Annotated in this window: 14 protein-coding genes and 1 pseudogene; 10 read left to right on the top strand and 5 right to left on the bottom strand. The window is 38.8% G+C overall.

Annotation, left to right across the window (positions count from 1 at the left end; all coding sequences use genetic code 11):
• Positions 1-824 precede the first annotated feature (824 nt).
• The 5 genes and pseudogenes from ACFINZ_RS02640 to ccmA all read right to left on the bottom strand — a co-directional run bounded on the left by ACFINZ_RS02640 (position 825) and on the right by ccmA (position 3747).
• Positions 825-1418, bottom strand: a complete 594-nt coding sequence (locus tag ACFINZ_RS02640) for a DsbE family thiol:disulfide interchange protein (RefSeq protein WP_375633697.1) — start codon at positions 1416-1418, stop codon at positions 825-827.
• A pseudogene (locus ACFINZ_RS02635) lies at positions 1393-1645 on the bottom strand (hypothetical protein). Before ACFINZ_RS02635 ends, ACFINZ_RS02640 begins: the two are co-directional and overlap by 26 nt.
• A complete protein-coding gene (locus ACFINZ_RS02630; protein ID WP_375633698.1) occupies positions 1633-2412 on the bottom strand; it encodes a heme ABC transporter permease in 780 nt (259 codons plus the stop codon). The pseudogene ACFINZ_RS02635 and the gene ACFINZ_RS02630 overlap by 13 nt, the downstream one beginning before the upstream one ends.
• Before the next feature lie 46 nt (positions 2413-2458).
• Positions 2459-3124 (bottom strand): heme exporter protein CcmB, encoded by a 666-nt coding sequence (gene ccmB, locus ACFINZ_RS02625; RefSeq protein WP_375617534.1) that lies wholly within the window; start codon positions 3122-3124, stop codon positions 2459-2461.
• Between the two features lie 11 nt (positions 3125-3135).
• Complete coding sequence (gene ccmA / locus ACFINZ_RS02620; protein ID WP_375617535.1) at positions 3136-3747, bottom strand: heme ABC exporter ATP-binding protein CcmA; 612 nt, start codon at positions 3745-3747, stop codon at positions 3136-3138.
• 295 nt (positions 3748-4042) lie between these two features.
• On the opposite strand from ccmA, the gene acnA reads away from it, so the two are divergent.
• The 10 genes from acnA to cyoD all read left to right on the top strand — a co-directional run bounded on the left by acnA (position 4043) and on the right by cyoD (position 17246).
• Positions 4043-6730: an aconitate hydratase AcnA gene (acnA, locus tag ACFINZ_RS02615; protein WP_375683907.1), complete on the top strand. Its 2688-nt coding sequence runs from the start codon at positions 4043-4045 to the stop codon at positions 6728-6730.
• Positions 6731-6967: 237 nt separating this feature from the next.
• Entirely contained in the window at positions 6968-7234 is a 267-nt protein-coding gene (rpsT, locus tag ACFINZ_RS02610) for a 30S ribosomal protein S20 (RefSeq protein WP_273790272.1), read from the top strand.
• Positions 7235-7935: 701 nt separating this feature from the next.
• The gene (gene dnaA / locus ACFINZ_RS02605; RefSeq protein WP_375611430.1) at positions 7936-9507 is read left to right on the top strand and encodes a chromosomal replication initiator protein DnaA; all 1572 of its coding nucleotides are present in this window, start codon (positions 7936-7938) and stop codon (positions 9505-9507) included.
• Positions 9508-9693: 186 nt separating this feature from the next.
• Positions 9694-10815 (top strand): DNA polymerase III subunit beta, encoded by a 1122-nt coding sequence (dnaN, locus tag ACFINZ_RS02600; RefSeq protein WP_375633700.1) that lies wholly within the window; start codon positions 9694-9696, stop codon positions 10813-10815.
• Between the two features lie 20 nt (positions 10816-10835).
• Positions 10836-11969 carry a DNA replication/repair protein RecF gene (gene recF, locus ACFINZ_RS02595; RefSeq protein WP_375611469.1) on the top strand — a complete coding sequence of 378 codons (1134 nt, stop codon included), beginning with the start codon at positions 10836-10838 and terminating at the stop codon, positions 11967-11969.
• A 54-nt stretch (positions 11970-12023) separates the two neighbouring features.
• Positions 12024-12476: a type II 3-dehydroquinate dehydratase gene (gene aroQ, locus ACFINZ_RS02590; RefSeq protein WP_375632160.1), complete on the top strand. Its 453-nt coding sequence runs from the start codon at positions 12024-12026 to the stop codon at positions 12474-12476.
• A gap of 130 nt (positions 12477-12606) precedes the next feature.
• Positions 12607-13578, top strand: a complete 972-nt coding sequence (gene cyoA / locus ACFINZ_RS02585; protein WP_375634015.1) for a ubiquinol oxidase subunit II — start codon at positions 12607-12609, stop codon at positions 13576-13578.
• A gap of 76 nt (positions 13579-13654) precedes the next feature.
• Positions 13655-15673 carry a cytochrome o ubiquinol oxidase subunit I gene (gene cyoB, locus ACFINZ_RS02580; RefSeq protein WP_375617542.1) on the top strand — a complete coding sequence of 673 codons (2019 nt, stop codon included), beginning with the start codon at positions 13655-13657 and terminating at the stop codon, positions 15671-15673.
• Positions 15670-16338 (top strand): cytochrome (ubi)quinol oxidase subunit III, encoded by a 669-nt coding sequence (locus ACFINZ_RS02575; RefSeq protein ID WP_375617543.1) that lies wholly within the window; start codon positions 15670-15672, stop codon positions 16336-16338. The genes cyoB and ACFINZ_RS02575 overlap by 4 nt, the downstream gene beginning before the upstream one ends.
• A complete protein-coding gene (gene cyoD / locus ACFINZ_RS02570) occupies positions 16338-17246 on the top strand; it encodes a cytochrome o ubiquinol oxidase subunit IV (RefSeq protein ID WP_375634017.1) in 909 nt (302 codons plus the stop codon). Before ACFINZ_RS02575 ends, cyoD begins: the two co-directional genes overlap by 1 nt.
• Positions 17247-17424 lie beyond the last annotated feature (178 nt).

Below are 17424 nucleotides of genomic sequence, written 5' to 3'. Positions count from 1 at the left end.
TCTAGAATATTGCTTGTCTTAGAGTTTTTTTAATGTATACGAGTGATCGTTCTGTTGAGATCAGTAATTACGTCATAGAGTGCTTAAAAAAGAGTTCTCTGTAAAATATATTTTCTCCTCTCGAAAAAGCTTCTTTTGTACTTTTTACATCTCAAAAGTTTATTTCTTACAATGAATTCTTTTATAATGTTCATTGATAAATTGATTATGCACTCATAACTTATCTTCTCTGTTAAATGAGACTTTTTGATTGTAGTCATATTTTCTTACTCGAATTTATCTTATTAAGACTTAATAAAGCTTATTAGTTATAATCATAAGGGAAATTATCGAGAGAATAAGAATGTATAGATTCAATATAGACTTTATGGAGTCTATTACGAACAGATAAGTGTAATGGGAATAAATATAAAAATGACGCTGCAAAAGAGCAGATTTATTATTTTATAAAGATGAGAATAGTGGTGAAGTCCCCTCATAACAATGTGTATTTCAGATAAAAAAGCGGAGAAAAAATACTATATGATTTTGAAAACAATAGTTGGTTGCTGTCACTAAGCTAACGATGGTTCTATAGCAATATTGTTTTGTCCAAATAATCAAAAATAAAGCTCCCAAACAGATATTTAATCGCTAAAGAAAAATGAAAACTACTTAAAATTTTTGTCATATTTTGGAGGTTTGTTCTACAGATATTTCTTTACACATGTTTTTGAATCAACAATGATAATACTCTTGTAAAATCTTTCTAAGAAGAATAAGTGGCCGTATAAATAAAATAGCATACATAGCATGATAAAACGTTATGTTTTTACACACCTGCATTATTTTTCTTCTGTCATAATCGCTTGTTCAATTTTTGGTAGAATTTTTTTTTGATAAATTTGCCATGTTAAGGGACCAACATGTTTGGCAATAATGATGCTCTCTTTATTCAAGAGAAAGGTTTCTGGGGGGCCATATATTCCCCAATCAATGGCTGTATATCCTGAAATATCAAAGCCAATAAATTTAAAAGGATTACCAAAACTGTTTAAAAAGCGCAGGGCGTTTGTTTTATTATCTTTATAATTAATACCAATCAGATCAAAACGTTTATCTTGTGCAATTTGCATAAGAATAGGATGCTCTTCGCGACAGGGCAAACACCAAGAGCCCCAAAAATTGACCAATGTGACACGTCCTTTAAACTGTTTTGAATTGAGATAACTTTCTTTATCAAGAAGAGGAAGATGAATATTGGGAGCAGGTTTTTCAGCCAATGCGTTTGGGAGAAGAGAAGAATCTTGAAGGTGTTTTTTATCCATAAAGTTGAAAAAAAACATCATGAGAAGAAGAAAAAGCACAAATGGTCCCAAAAAAACAAGCAGAACAGGTAAAGATATATTTTTTTTAAGTTTTGGAGGGATGTTTTTCATTATACTTTATCTTTTTGTGACAGCTCTTTTTTGTTTAGATGTTGGAGAATTTTTTTTTGGTATAGGGCTTTGCAAAGAATATATCCAATAAGACATAAGAGGGATATTGCAGAAAGCACATAGCTTAAAACAACAATTTGCTCGTGTTTAAGGGTGCTCAGGAAAAAATCAATTTTCTGAGATAGATTTCCTAAAATTCCGCCGTGGATGCCATTTAGGTCGAGCATGATGAAGCGTCCTGTTGTTGTACACGACGGGATTTTTTAATCTGAAGTATTCGGATATAATGACTATTGATTTCATTTCGCATAGCCATCAAATAAAGAGCAATAAACATAAAGATAAAACAAAAGAGCATTGTTATAAGGGGCCATAACATAGCATTGTCGATTGTTGATCCTCCAGCACGTAACAATGATGCTGGTTGATGCAATGTATTCCACCAATTAACGGAAAATTTAATAACAGGGATATTAACAAATCCAACAAGTGTAAGAATTGCAGTAGCGCGAGCGGCTTTTACTTGGTTGTCAAAAGCACGCCCAAGCAGGATAATGGAGAGATAGATAAAAAGCAGAATTAAAACTGATGTTAATCGTGCATCCCAAACCCACCATGTTCCCCATGTAGGTCGCCCCCAAAGCGCTCCTGTCATGAGAGCCAAGGCGGTAAAAATTGCCCCAATAGGCGCTCCACATTTAAGTGCTACATCAGCAAGATGATATTTCCAAATCAGATTTCCTAATGCCGCTGCACTCATCGTTACATAGCAGAATGTAGACAACCACGCAAAGGGTACATGAAGGTACATAATCTTAACAGTAATGCCTTGTTGATAGTCATCAGGGGAATGCATCACTAGAATAAGCCCTAAGATAAGGAAACACAATGTTATGCCGGCCAACCAAGGTAAGACGACTCTGCTTATTTTCATGAAAAGGGTGAAACTTGCAGGGAGTAACCTGATTTTATATGTACGAGATAGTTTATTCATAAAATTCATAATAGGCAGAGTTTTGCTATGCGGCAATCATCTTTTATTATTCTGATAAAAGTTTAAGCGTTATCGCAGCAACAAAAGAGCTAAAGAGACTCAAAAGAAGTGAAAAAGCGCTGAGAAGAGCTAGAGAAGTGAGAAAAGAGGTATTTGGGTTTATTGGGGCTGTAGCAGCGGAAACACCAAAAATCATAATTGGAATGATCCACGGCAAGATAATGATAAAAATAAGCAAAGTACTGTGCAACAATGAGGTTGCGAGTGCAGCGCCTATAGCACCAATAAAAATAATAGCTGGTGTTCCGCATAAAAGGGTAAGTATTGTTGTAAAAGTTATTGTTATATCTAAATGGAGCATGAGGGCTAAAATAGGTGTGGCAAAAATAAGAGGAAGCATTGTTCCTACCCAATGGGCAAGACATTTTGTAAAGACAATTAGTGTAAAACTTTGTCTTTTTCCTGAAAGGATAAATTGGTCGAGATTACCATCATCACGATCGATTTGGAAAAGTTTGTTCAGATTGAGGAGTCCTGCAAGAAGGGCTCCAAACCACAATATACCTGGTCCTATTTGTGCAAGAATTTTGGGATCTGGTCCAATGGTAAAGGGGGTTATGACAACAACAGCGATAAAAAACAATAATCCTGTTAGTGAAGTGGCTTGTAGCGCTAATAATAGTTTAAGATCACGCCAGAACAGTGCTTTCATTTTATTCTCTCCTAGAGAGGTAAAAATTTTTCCAGAGCGATGTTATGGTTTTCTGGAATGCCTATGGAATTATGAGTTGCAGCGATAATCATACCACCTTGATTGAGATGACGTTGGAAAATACGGGCAAGGAGTTTTTGGGCATGGTTATCAAGCCCAGATATTGGTTCATCTAAAATCCAAAGAGGACGATAGGAGAGCAAAAGGCGAGCAATAGCTACGCGTCTTTGTTGTCCAGTTGATAGAGCGTTAAAGGGTAAATGTTCAAGGTTAGAAAGACCAATATCGGCAAGAGCTTCATGCGCAAAACGTAAATGTTGACCGTAAAAATCTGCCCAAAATTGCAAATTATCAATGACAGATAAGAGAGGTTTCATAGCATTTTGAGGACCAAGATAATGACAAGCAGTTGCAACAGGGTATATTTGATCATGGTCTTTAAGTATTATATGACCTTCAGCAGCTTCAAGAAGACCGACAATGATTCGGAGTAATGTAGACTTTCCGATACCATTAGGACCGGTGATTGTCATAAGTTGCTGTGAAAATAAACAAAAAGAAAGACCTTTAAACAGAATTTCCTCGTTTCTGTAAGCGGCTAAATCTTTGCCTGATAACACCATGTGATTGCCTATTTTGTTTTTATTTTCATATTCTTTATTGCATTATAGAATAAAAAACACATTTTTTATGCAATTGTACCTAGAATAGTTCTAGAAATAGTTCTATAAGGGATACCTTACATCAATATCTGGTGTAAAATGGTTTCTGGCGCTGATTTCCGCATTATGCCTAGAGGGTGGAGGGGGAAATGGATGGCGGAGGTAATTGCGTCTGCGCTCAAGCTGCGACCTTGACTCGTAGTTTGTGTTGTTCATTCCTGGAAATTGGGTGGTTATAGTATGAGGGTGGACAGTCATGACTCAAATTGATAGCTTTAATTGTCGTAGAGTATTAAATGTTGGTGGCAAAGAATATATTTATTATGGCTTGATTGAAGCGGAGAAGAACGGACTTGAAGGTGTTTCTCGTTTACCGTTTTCGATGAAAGTTATTCTCGAAAATTTATTGCGATTCGAAGATGGTCGCACAGTTAAAAAAGAGGATATCTTCAATGTTGCTAAGTGGTTAAACGACAAAGGGAGCGCTGGGGCAGAAATTGCTTACCGTCCTGCACGTGTTCTTATGCAGGATTTTACAGGTGTTCCAGCAGTTGTTGATCTTTCTGCAATGCGTGATGCTATGGTTAAACTTGGCGGTAACGCTGAAAAAATCAATCCTCTCATTCCCGTTGATCTCATCATTGATCACTCAGTTATTGTTGATGCTTTTGGCAATTCCATGGCTTTTAAGGAAAACGTTGAGCATGAATATGAACGCAATGGTGAACGTTATCGTTTCCTTAAATGGGGGCAACAAGCCTTTCAAAATTTTCGCGTTGTTCCTCCAGGAACAGGGATTTGTCATCAGGTTAACTTAGAATATTTAGCACAATGTGTATGGATGAAGAATGAAGAGGGCTGTGAGACGATTTATCCTGACACCTGTGTGGGAACTGATTCGCATACGACTATGGTAAATGGTTTAGGGGTTTTAGGTTGGGGTGTTGGTGGTATTGAAGCAGAAGCAGCAATGTTAGGCCAACCTGTTTCTATGTTGTTACCTGAAGTGATTGGTTTTCGTCTAACAGGTAAACTTAAGGAAGGTGTAACAGCCACCGATCTCGTATTAACGGTGACCCAAATGCTACGTCGGAAGGGTGTTGTCGGTAAATTTGTTGAGTTTTTTGGTCCTGGTTTGGAGCATATGACGCTTGCTGATCGGGCAACGATTGGAAATATGGCACCTGAATATGGAGCAACGTGTGGTTTTTTCCCAATTGATAAGGAGACAGTGCGTTATCTCAATATGACAGGGCGTGATGAAAGTCGGATTGCCTTAGTGGAGGCTTATACCAAAGCACAAGGGATGTGGCATGATGAAATGGTGGCTCATCCCATTTTTAGTGATACAATTGAATTAGATATGGGAACCGTTGTCCCTTCTATGGCTGGTCCTAAACGTCCTGAAGGACGTATTGCGTTGGAAAATGTTGGGCAGGGTTTTGAGAAGGCATTGGTCGAAGACTATAAGAAGACTTCTGGACAAGATAAGCGTTATCAGGTTGAGGGTGAAGAATATACGCTTGGTCACGGTGATGTGGTGATCGCTGCGATTACGTCGTGTACGAATACATCGAATCCAAGTGTTCTTATTGCAGCGGGTCTTTTGGCACGAAATGCTGTGGCAAAGGGTCTTAAGAGTAAACCATGGGTAAAAACTTCTCTTGCACCTGGTTCACAAGTCGTTGAAGCTTACCTTCAAAATTCGGGTCTGCAAAAAGATTTAGATGCATTAGGATTTAACTTAGTAGGATTTGGGTGCACAACATGTATTGGGAATTCTGGTCCTTTGCATCCAGCTATTTCCAAAACGATTAATGACAATGGTATAATTGCATCTGCGGTTCTTTCAGGAAATCGTAATTTTGAAGGGCGTGTTTCCCCTGATGTGCAAGCGAATTATTTAGCTTCACCACCGTTAGTTGTTGCACATGCGCTCATCGGGACGGTGTGTAAAGATTTAACCAAGGAGCCTCTAGGTGAAGATTCAAATGGCCACCCCATTTATTTGAGAGATATTTGGCCAACTTCTCAAGAAATACAGGAGTTTATCGAAAAAAATGTCACGCGGAAGGTTTTTGCCGAAAAGTATGCAGATGTTTTTAAGGGAGATGAAAATTGGCAAAAAGTTCAGATTCCTACGGGTTCTACCTATTCTTGGGATGAGCAATCCACCTATGTACGCAATCCACCTTATTTCGATGATATGCAGAAAACACCTGATATCTTACCAGATATTAAAGATGCACGGATTTTAGGTTTATTTGGTGATAAAATCACGACGGATCATATTTCTCCTGCTGGTTCTATTAAAGCAGCTTCTCCTGCCGGAAAATATTTAATGGATCATGGTGTTAAAGTGGCTGATTTTAATCAGTATGGAACGCGTCGTGGGAATCATGAAGTTATGGTGCGTGGGACCTTTGCCAATATTCGCATTCGTAATTTCATGTTAGGGGAAAATGGTCGAGAAGGAGGTTATACGGTTCATTATCCGTCAGCGGTAGAACAAACCATTTACGATGCAGCAATGGCGTATAAACAAGAAGGTATTCCACTCGTTGTTTTTGCAGGTATTGAATATGGTAATGGATCATCCCGCGATTGGGCTGCCAAGGGGACCAATCTTCTTGGTGTCAAAGCAGTGATTGTGCAGTCTTTTGAAAGGATTCATCGCTCTAATCTTGTTGGTATGGGCATTGTCCCTTTTGTCTTTGAAGAGGGACTAAGTTGGAAATCTTTAGGCTTAAAGGGAGATGAAAAGGTGACAATTGAAGGGATTCATAACTTGAAACCTCGTCAAAAGACTGTAGCGAAAATTACTTTTTCTGATGGTACGGTAAAAACCGTTCCATTATTATGCCGTGTTGATACTGAAGATGAGCTAGATTATTTGCATCATGGTGGAATTTTGCAATATGTCTTGCGTAAGTTAGCCGTTTAAATTCTTTTGTTTGTTAAGGAATATCTATTATTAAGCTATAAAGTTGCGGATCAAAGAGTTTGGCTTCGTTTTTTTATGGCTATCTTTGAAAATCTAATTGACGTTAGCTTTAGGATTGCGCTATAAACCACACAGTTATAGGCAGCTTTATAGTTTTGCTTGGGTTGGATTTATTTATATTGGTAGAGTTGTTATTGAGACTCATTTTACCAAGGTGTTGAAAGAGAGATTATATTTATGGCGAATACACCTTCTGCTCGAAAAGCGGTGCGCAAGGTTGCGGCGCGCACACAGGTTAATAAGGCCCGCCGTTCACGCGTTCGTACTTTTATACGTAAGTTTGATGATGCTTTAGCGGGTGGCGATAAGGCATCTGCAGAGATTGCATTTAAGAATTTTGAGCCTGAAATTATGCGTGCAGTTTCTAAAGGGGTTTTTCATAAAAATGCTGCTGCGAGGAAAGTATCGCGTTTAGCTAAACGTTTGAAGGCTCTCAGCGTTTAAGCTTTTCTCCTTTAATTGAGAACAAAGCCAGTATCCATGAGGATGCTGGCTTTTTGTTTATTATTTCAAAAAGTTTCTATTGAAAATAAGAATCGATAATGATTCTCCACTTGAAAAAGGAGAGAAAGTTTATAGGGGGAGGTATGGTTATCCACAAGCTTTGTGGATTTGTACAGAGTCTTTTTTGTCAAGTATTTTATTTTTTTTTTTAAATCTGAAGAGATTCTTTAATTATTGGTAAATTTAGAGAAAAAAAATGAATTGAATCAATATTTTTTTCAGTCCTCATTAATATAAGCATTTTTTTCGGGTTTTTTGATTTTATTTTGACCTCTTGCATTTTACCTCTGCTGTTTTGTATGGTTCTTATGAAGACTAAGAAGCATGAAGGGGTCACATCAGCGCATTATTCTGTATTTTGTTGAATACAAGATGTTTTGATTTAGGCTTTTCGAAACTTTTGTGTTGGAGAGGTTTTCTGACGGTTTTTTAGTTTTCTTAATGGATATGTTTACCATTTTAGAAGGGTGGGTCATATCATGAGTGCAAGTAAATCTTATTGGTCATCTTTGTTAGTGGGGTTGTGATGAGGCTATCCTAGGGGAGGGTGAGTAATCTTATTTGGGGTAGGGCGTTTTGCCTTCGCTAGATTTATTTTAGTTGTTTGGCAGGACAAAATTTTATTTTTATCAGGATGGAAGATGGTGGATAAATTGAACTCTAAAGCTAGTTCCTTTAAAAGGGTTTCGGTAAATATCCTGTCGGCAGAGAACATAATAAAGAATAGGATGACGGAAAGTGATGAGAACGTTTGTAGAAATGCTTCTATAGGGCATTCTATTGTTTCAGAGGAGGAAAGTGCGGCGGCTTTTATACGTGTTATGGCACAATTAAAGGTGCAGGTTGGTGTTGAGGCTTATACCAGTTGGTTTGGACGTGTGAAGCTTGCTGAATATAGTCATACTCTTGTAAAGCTTTCTGTTCCTACTGCTTTTTTACGTTCATGGATTAATAATCACTATGGTTCTCTTCTGACACATTTATGGAAACAAGAGAATTCAGCAATTCTTCGTGTTGAAGTTATTGTTCGTGGTATGGAACGCGTTTCAAGAGATGTCGTTTGTAAAAGAAGTGTTCCTCCTGTTGTGCTAGAGGAGCAGGCGACTTCATCTTTTGTTGAAAGTTGCGCAGAGCATTCAGTTAAGAATTCTCAAACGGGAGTTTTTGGATCTCCACTTGATTCTCGCTATACTTTTGAAAGTTTTGTTGAGGGGGCTTCTAATCGTGTTGCTTTAGCAGCAGCGCGTTCCATTGCAGAAGGGCATAAAAGTGCCTTACGTTTTAATCCTCTTTTTATTCACGCATCTGTTGGCTTAGGAAAAACACATTTGCTTCAAGCGATTGCTGCTTCTGCATTGAAGCGTTTAACGTCTGCGCGCGTTATTTATTTAACTGCTGAATATTTTATGTGGCGTTTTGCAACAGCTATTCGTGATAATGATGCTCTTTCTTTTAAAGAACAGCTTCGTGATATCGACCTTTTGATTATTGATGATATGCAGTTTTTGCAGGGTAAGTCGATACAACATGAGTTTTGCCATTTGCTTAATATGTTGCTTGATAGTGCAAAACAGGTTGTTGTCGCTGCAGATCGTCCACCAGCAGAATTAGAATCGCTTGATCTTCGCGTTCGCTCTCGTCTTCAGGGAGGGGTCGCTCTTGAAATTGAAGCACCAGATTATGAAATGCGTTTGCAAATGTTGCGCCAGCGGTTGAAGGTGGCACAACAAGATGATGGCATGGTATCAATTTCTGATGATATCTTGGAATATATTGCGAAAACGGTTTTAGGGTCTGGGCGTGATATTGAAGGTGCATTTAATCAGCTCTTGTTTCGTCAATCTTTTGAGTCTGATTTATCTTTAGAGCGGATTGATGAGTTATTAGGTCACTTGACACGTCCTGGTGAACCTAAGCGTATTCGGATTGAAGAAATTCAGCGTACGGTAGCACGCCATTATAATGTTTCTAAACAGGACTTGTTATCTAATCGTCGAACACGTACGGTTGTGAAGCCACGGCAAGTTGCAATGTATTTAGCAAAAGTATTAACTCCTCGCTCATTGCCAGAAATTGGGCGCCGTTTTGGTGGGCGTGATCATACAACAGTTTTACACGCTGTGCGTAAAATTGAAGATTTGGTTTGTGGTGATCAGACCTTGGCTAAGGAACTTGAGTTGCTTAAGCGGTTGATTGGAGAACAGGCTGTATAGTGTTTATCGTTTCTTTCTTTGGAGAGACTTTAAAGAATTTAATGAAAAGATTTATTTTTTCTTATGCAGGAGTGACTTGCCATTTTAAGAGAGGTTTAATAAACTCTAGCAGGCGATTCTCTAAAGGGATCTATTCTTTAATTCTAAGGAATTCTTATAGTTTTTAGTAAATCATACGGGGCTTTTATGCGTATTACAGTTGATCGCAGTCAATTTCTCAAGTCTCTTGGTCGGGTTCACCGTGTGGTAGAGCGCCGTAATACTGTTCCTATTTTATCGAATGTGTTGATTGATGCAGAAAATGTCCGTGTACAGTTAAAAGCAACAGACCTTGATTTAGAGGTTATGGAATCTTTTGCAGTTAATGTTAAACAAGCTGGAGCAACAACTGTTCCGGCACATTTGCTCTATGATATCATTCGAAAACTTCCTGATAGCAATGAAGTTGTATTATCCCTCGATGAGAATCAAGCAGGTACAATGTCCGTTGTTTCGGGTTGTGCACATTTTCAGCTTCAATGTCTTCCGAAGGCAGACTTTCCAGAGTCGCTTCCTGGGCAATTTGGTTATCGTTTTTCTCTATCGGCATCAGGCTTAAAACATTTACTTGATTGTACACAATTTGCTATTTCTACTGAAGAAACCCGTTATTATCTTAATGGTATTTATTTCCATATTATTAATGATGGTGTTTTGAAATTGCGTTTGGTTGCAACTGATGGTCATCGTTTGGCACAAGTTGAGATGGAAGCTCCTTCGGGAGTTGAGGGAATGCCTGGTGTTATTGTTCCCCGTAAAGCTGTAGGAGAATTGCAAAAACTTCTTTCAGAAGAAAATGATAGCGATGTATGTATAGAGCTTTCGGAGACAAAAATTCGTTTTTCTATAGGCTCTGTGATTTTTACATCAAAATTAATTGATGGAACATTTCCAGATTATCAACGTGTTATCCCTCTTGGAAATGATAAAGAATTAATTGTTAATAGGCAGGACTTTTCTTCTGCAGTTGATCGTGTTTCAACGATTTCAAGTGATCGGGGGCGTGCAGTTAAATTAACGATTGAGCATGGACAGTTAAGGCTTGTTGTTAATAGCCCAGATTCGGGCAGTGCAGAAGATCAATTATCAGTAACTTATGCATCTGAACCGCTTGAGATAGGATTTAATTCACGTTATCTTTTGGATATTGCTGGGCAGCTTTCAAGTGATGAGATGGTTTTTATGTTGGCTGAGGCTGGAGCACCAGCTCTGATTCGTGATAATGATGATGCGAATGTGCTCTATGTACTGATGCCTATTCGCGTTTAGGGGCAGTTGTTTTGCAATGCATGGCCAGTCATGTGCACAAAGTGGCAGTGAGGCAGCTGAAGCTTTTACGTTATCGCAATTATTCTTTTTTCAATATTCATTTTTCTGGTCAGCATGTGGTTTTTACTGGCCATAATGGTGCTGGTAAGACGAACCTTTTAGAGGCGTTATCTTTTCTTTCTCCTGGTCGTGGTTTGCGGCGTGCTGTTTATTCTGACGTTAGCTTTGTAGATGGTGGTGGTGGAGGATTTGTTGTATTTGCGCGTCTTGAATGCGCTCTTTATGGTGAAGTAAAGATTGGTACAGCTTTTGAGGTTAGCGATAACAGTCGAAAGGTCCATATTAATGGTGTGAATGAGTCGAGTGATTGCCTAACAGATTATTGTCATATTAGTGTCCTAACACCGTCTATGGATGGTCTTTTTACAGGTCCTTCACTTGAGCGCCGTAGTTTTTTGGACCGTATGGTTTTGGCGATTGATCCCTTGCATAGGCGCCGCATAGCCGATTATGATAGAGCTATGCGCGCACGTAATCGTTTGTTTTTAGATGGAAATGAAGATTGTGCTTGGTTTGATGCTTTAGAAAAGCAAATGGCAGAATTGGCGACAGCTATTTCTGCGGCGCGTGTTGATGTTATTCGTCTTTTAAATGACATGTTTACACAAATGCCCTCACAGATACCTTTTCCACGAGCTTTTTTGCAAATTGATGGTTTTTTAGAAACAGCTCTTAGTGAAATATCAGCAACTGAAGTTGAAGAACAATTTTGTGATCGATTGCGGCATAATCGCGCAATGGATCGTGCTGCTGGTCGGACGTTAGAAGGACCACATCGTGCAGATTTGCAGGTTTTTTATGCTGATAAAAATAGAGCAGCAACATCTTGTTCAACAGGTGAACAAAAAGCGCTGCTAACAGGTTTAGTTTTGTGTCATGCACGTCTAACAGGTATGATGTCGGAAAGATCTCCCATTCTTCTTCTTGATGAAATGGCTGCCCATCTTGATTCGCATCGACGTGCTGCTCTATTTGATATTCTTGATGATTTAGCTGTACAAACATTTATGACAGGAACAGATCGTCTTTTATTTGATGACTTAAAAGGACGCGCAGAATTCTTTGAGATTAAGGATGGCGCTTTATTGCCGTAAAAACATGCTAAATATTTTTTTAATAAGTGATAGATCTGAAAGAAAAGGCTTGCTATGTCAGAGATAATAACGATTTTAAATGGTCCTAATTTAAATTTTCTAGGTCAACGTGAGCCAGAAATTTATGGAACTGAAACTCTAGAAGATATTGAAAAAAGATGCAGAGAATGGGCAAAAAAAAATGATATCATAATAAATTTTTATCAAAGTAATTGTGAAGGGCAATTAGTAGCATGGATACAAGAAGCAATAGAGGCAAGTTCTGGATTGATCATTAACCCAGCGGCTTACAGTCATACATCTGTTGCACTTCTTGATGCCCTAAAAATGTTTTCAGGGCCGAAAGTAGAAGTTCATTTATCTCATATTTATCAGCGTGAAGCTTTTCGTCACCATTCTTATACATCTGCAGGTGTAGACGCTATCATAACTGGGTGTGGAGGTGATGGATATCGGTTTGCACTTGAGTATATTGCAAAACAATTAAGCAAAACAATTAAATTGTGATAGGTAAAGAGTAAGCGTTTAATAAGAGTAATATAGGCATTTAATTCTCTTGATAATTATTTTCAAATCTGTACAATGTGAGGTATATATTTATGACAGTTTTTAGTGCGTATGACGGGGGTAAATAGAGATGAAAAGCTTTGTTAGACAATTAGAAATGCTTGTGATTTTAGGGGGAGCACTGCTTTTGTCTGGTTGTAAAATTGATGTTATGCAGCCATCAGGTTATGTTGCACGTCAACAGCTCATTTTGATCGTTGTTTGTGTGGTGGTGATGCTTTGTATTGTTATCCCAGTTATGGTGAGTGTGGTATTTTTAGCTATAAAATATCGTGCATCGAATATGAAAGCGGACTATTCTCCTGATTGGGCACATTCAAATAAAATTGAAGCATTGATGTGGGGTATTCCAGTTGTAATTGTAATGGTTTTAGGTTCATTAACAGCTTATTATACCTATAAGCTTGAACCTACAAATCCTCTTCCAGTGGAAGTTGTAGGTGAAGGAAAGCCATTACAGATTGATGCTGTTGCTCTTGATTGGAAATGGCTTTTTATTTATCCTGAATACGGTGTTGCATCGATTAATGAGATTTATGCGCCTGAAGGACGTCAAGTTTTATTGCAATTGACGTCAGAGAATTCTGTCAATGCTTTTTGGGTTCCCAAATTGGGTACTGTTCTTTACGCTATGCCGCAGATGAATGCTAAGTTGCATTTGGTCGCTGAAGAGCAAGGAGTATTCAAAGGAGCCTCAGCAAATTATAGTGGTGATGGTTTTTCGGGTATGCGGTTTAAGTGGCATTCTGTGTCTTTGCAGGATTTTGAGGATTGGATTGTAAAAGCTCGGGCTAATGGTCGAGTACTTGATCGTTCATCTTATCGTCAACTTTCTATTGCGCCTCGTATGGGTGATATTGCTGCGAAGGAAAAAGATGCTGAAGTTCGTTATTTTGCACCTGTTGAGAAGCGGCTTTACTATCGTGTTGTTAATCGATGTGTCGATGAAAAGACGGTATGTAATGAAGATTTAATGAAACGTGCTGCTGTTCAGACGCTATGGGGTGCACTATGTTCAGTATTTGATCCTGATGTTATTTAACAGAGTCAATAAAGTAAAGAGCCCTTTTAACAAAGGTTTCTTTTAAACTTGAATTTCATTTGAAATGGGTTGAGAAATGTTTGGAAGACTTACAGATCCTACGGCAGGTGCTTTTCATGCGCTTGCACATGAACCGATCGTTTTGTATACATGTATTGCGATTGTTTTGGTTGGTTTAATTGCTGTTATTGCTCTAACAGTACTTGGGTGGTGGGGGATTCTATGGCGAAATTGGATTACAACGGTTGACCATAAACGCATAGGTATTATGTACATCGTTCTTGGAATTATTATGCTTGTTCGCGGTTTTGCGGACGCACTTATGATGCGAACGCATCAAGCTTTAGCTCTTGGGAGTGAAACAGCAGGTTATTTGCCCCCTGAGCATTTTGATCAAATTTTTTCGGCGCATGGTACGATCATGATTTTTTTCATGGCCACGCCTATTTTATTTGGTCTTTTTAATTATCTTATACCACTTCAAATTGGTGCGCGTGATGTTGCTTTTCCCTTTGCAAATAATCTAGGTTTTTGGATTACGGCTGCAGGGGCGATATTGATTAACATATCCCTAGGTGTTGGGAATTTTGGTCGTGGTGGTTGGTTGATGTATCCACCTTTTACAGAATTGCAAACGAGTCCAGATACAGGGGTAGATTATTATTTATGGTCACTTCAGCTTTCTGGTATTGCAACAACAATGGGATCAGTGAATTTCATTGCAACGATGATTAAAATGCGTGCTCCTGGAATGACAATGATGAGAATGCCTATTTTTTGTTGGAGTGCTTTTGTCAGCAATGTTCTTATTGTAGTCATTTATCCTGTTTTGGCTGTAGCATTTGCACTCTTGGCATGTGATCGTTATTTGAACATGAATTTCTTTACCAATGTTGGTGGCGGAAATCCGATGGTATGGATTAACTATGTTTGGGTTTTTGGTCATCCTGAGGTTTATGTTTTGGTTGTTCCTGCTTTTGGAATTGTTTCTGAAGTTGTATCAACTTTTTCTTCAAAACGCCTCTTTGGTTATACTTCAATGATATGGGCCATGTTGGTTATTTTGATTCTTTCGCTTCTTGTTTGGGGACATCATTTCTTCACAATGGGTGGGGGTGAAGCTGTAAATACCTTTTTTAGTATTGCTACGATGATTATTGCAGTTCCAACCGGTGTAAAAGTTTTTAATTGGCTGCTTACGATGTATAGAGGTCGGATTCGCTTTGAGCCTCCTATGCTTTGGTGCATGGGTATGATCTTTACATTTGTTGGTGGTGGATTAACAGGTGTTTTATTATCTATTGTTCCTGCTGATTGGCAGTTTCATAATTCGCTCTTTTTGATAGCACATTTCCATCATACAATTATTGGAGGTGTGGTTTTTGCGTACTTAGCGGGGATTGCATTTTGGTTTCCAAAAGTTTTTGGTTATAAACCAAATCGCATACTAGGTATTACATCTTTTTGGTGTTGGTTTATTGGTTTTTACCTTGCCTTTTTTCCCGTTTATGCGCTTGGTTTAATGGGGGCGACGCGTCGTCTTCAGCATTACATGGAACCTAGTTGGCAGCCGATGTTTATTATTGCTGCATTGGGTGCTTGTATTATCTTACTTGGTATCCTTTGTTTCGTGCTACAGGTTGTTTTGGCGATTTGGTACGGTATTAAGCATAAAGGGCACTTACCGGTAACATTAAATGATTCTTGGGGTGATGCACGTACACTTGAATGGTTTACCTCTTCACCGCCTCCTTCCTATAATTTTGCCCTCCTTCCAAAGATACAGTCTGATGATGCTTATTGGAATATGAAGAAAAGTGGTTATCAACGGCCGACAAGTGGATTTACAAAAATTCATATGCCTTCGAATACATCGGCTGGAATTATTGCTGGCTTCTTCTCATTAGTTGTTGGTTTTGCGCTTGTTTGGCATATTTGGTGGCTTGTTGCGGTTGGACTGGTTGGTTTTATCGCAACGCTTGTGTGTCATTCATTAACAGGTGATCATCATGGTTACTATATTCCAGCTGAAGAAGTGCAAAAAACTGAAGATGCCTTTACGGCTGTTCTTAAAGAACGAGGAGTAATAGTATGAGTGCTGTAACAATGAATAACGCGAGCACTATAGATGAACTTCACCACGATAGTAGCTCGGTAATGACGTTTGGTTTTTGGGTCTATATTCTTTCAGACTTAATCCTGTTTTCGACACTGTTTTCAAGTTTTGCTGTATTTTCTGCTTCTTATGGTGGTGGTAAAGCGGGCAGTGAGTTTATAGATTTAAAGTTTGTTTTGGTTGAGACTGCTTTCTTGTTGTTTTCATCCGTCACTTATGGCTTTGCAATGGTACAAGCACATAAAAATAACATCAGTGGTGTGCGTTTATGGATGGCTATTACCTTTGTATTGGGGTGTTGCTTCATTGGTATGGAACTTTACGAATTTCATGAACTTTTGAGTGAGGTTTTTTATTTCGATCCAAATGCTTATGCGGGTATTGATCCTGCAACAGGTTTACAGCTTTTTGGACGGGAAATTCTCTCTGCTTATTGGTCAGCATTTTTTGCTTTGGTTGGCACCCATGGACTTCACGTAAGTGTTGGCCTTCTTTGGATGGTTGTGATGTTTTTTCATCTTCGTCGTAATGGCTTGGATCAGAACAATAAGACACGTTTAGCATGCCTTTCCATTTTTTGGCATTTACTTGATATTGTATGGATTGGTGTTTTCACCATGGTTTATCTATTAGGAGCGTTGTGATGAGCGTGCAAAATGAAACACATGGTCCCAGTACTGGTTCCTATTTGGTTGGTTTTATTCTGGCTGTATTTTTCACTTTGGGTTCTTTTATTCCTGTGATGTATGGAATGATGGAAAGTTGGGCAGTTAGTACAAAGGTTGCGTATCTTATTGGGATGGCGATTATTCAGATTATAGTACAAATTGTTTTCTTTTTGCACTTGAATTCTGGTCCAGACGCCAAGTGGAATTTAAGCGCGTTGTGGTTTGCTGCTATTTGCGTTTTTGTTATTATTGGGGGAACTTGGTGGGCTATTTCTCATTTGAATTATAATATGATGGGTGGTTCAGGACGTGTTATTGAACCGGAAATATCAAGTAGAGATGATTCTTCAGTGTCTGAGCAGTTATCAACCAAAGATATATCCGTAAGAAAACAGCCAGAAAAGATACAGGGCTCAGAGGTTTCGATGGAGCAAGGTGCAAGTACGCAAACTCTTGTAGAACAGGCACCTAGTTCAGAAATGCCTATGGGGCAGGGTCTAGGTACGCAAACTCCTGTAGATCAAGCACCTGGTTCAGAAATGCCCATGGGGCAGGGTCTAGGTACGCAAACTCCTGTAGATCAAGCACCTGGTTCAGAAATGCCCATGGGGCAGGGTCTAGATACGCAAACTCCTGTAGATCAAGCACCTGGTTCAGAAATGCCCATGGGGCAGGGTCTAGGTACGCAAACTCCTGTAGATCAAGCACCTGGTTCAGAAATGCCCATGGGGCAGGGTCTAGGTACGCAAACTCCTGTAGATCAAGCACCTGGTTCAGAAATGCCCATGGGGCAGGGTCTAGGTACGCAAATTCCTGTAGATCAAGCACCTGGTTCAGAAATGCCCATGGAGCAAGATCCAAATACGCAGTTTCCTGTGGAGTAGTTGTTAGAAATATCTACGGAGCTCTGATGCGGCATGTATCAGCTTCGTAGAAGAAATTCGTAGGATATAAAGCAGGAGATAAGTACAAGATATCAGTGGAATGAGTATCATTATTTTGAATATACTTTTAATTTAAAAGAGAAAGTCCGTGGGGTATTTAGTCAATCTTTAATTTTTG

The sequence above is a fragment of the Bartonella sp. AA81SXKL genome (genome assembly GCF_042196945.1).
Lineage (GTDB): Bacteria > Pseudomonadota > Alphaproteobacteria > Rhizobiales > Rhizobiaceae > Bartonella.
Note: the sequence above shows the minus strand (reverse complement) of the source record. Positions and strands in the feature narration are given on the sequence as shown.

Coding starts and splice junctions, on each gene's coding strand:
- ccmA (WP_375617535.1), bottom strand. CDS start 3,747: ATGGTGTTATCAGGCAAAGATTTAGCCGCTTACAGAAACGAGGAAATT.
- ACFINZ_RS02575 (WP_375617543.1), top strand. CDS start 15,670: ATGAGTGCTGTAACAATGAATAACGCGAGCACTATAGATGAACTTCAC.
- cyoD (WP_375634017.1), top strand. CDS start 16,338: ATGAGCGTGCAAAATGAAACACATGGTCCCAGTACTGGTTCCTATTTG.
- ccmB (WP_375617534.1), bottom strand. CDS start 3,124: ATGAAAGCACTGTTCTGGCGTGATCTTAAACTATTATTAGCGCTACAA.
- rpsT (WP_273790272.1), top strand. CDS start 6,968: ATGGCGAATACACCTTCTGCTCGAAAAGCGGTGCGCAAGGTTGCGGCG.
- recF (WP_375611469.1), top strand. CDS start 10,836: ATGGCCAGTCATGTGCACAAAGTGGCAGTGAGGCAGCTGAAGCTTTTA.
- aroQ (WP_375632160.1), top strand. CDS start 12,024: ATGTCAGAGATAATAACGATTTTAAATGGTCCTAATTTAAATTTTCTA.
- dnaN (WP_375633700.1), top strand. CDS start 9,694: ATGCGTATTACAGTTGATCGCAGTCAATTTCTCAAGTCTCTTGGTCGG.
- cyoA (WP_375634015.1), top strand. CDS start 12,607: ATGAAAAGCTTTGTTAGACAATTAGAAATGCTTGTGATTTTAGGGGGA.
- ACFINZ_RS02630 (WP_375633698.1), bottom strand. CDS start 2,412: ATGAATAAACTATCTCGTACATATAAAATCAGGTTACTCCCTGCAAGT.
- ACFINZ_RS02640 (WP_375633697.1), bottom strand. CDS start 1,418: ATGAAAAACATCCCTCCAAAACTTAAAAAAAATATATCTTTACCTGTT.
- cyoB (WP_375617542.1), top strand. CDS start 13,655: ATGTTTGGAAGACTTACAGATCCTACGGCAGGTGCTTTTCATGCGCTT.
- dnaA (WP_375611430.1), top strand. CDS start 7,936: ATGGTGGATAAATTGAACTCTAAAGCTAGTTCCTTTAAAAGGGTTTCG.
- acnA (WP_375683907.1), top strand. CDS start 4,043: ATGACTCAAATTGATAGCTTTAATTGTCGTAGAGTATTAAATGTTGGT.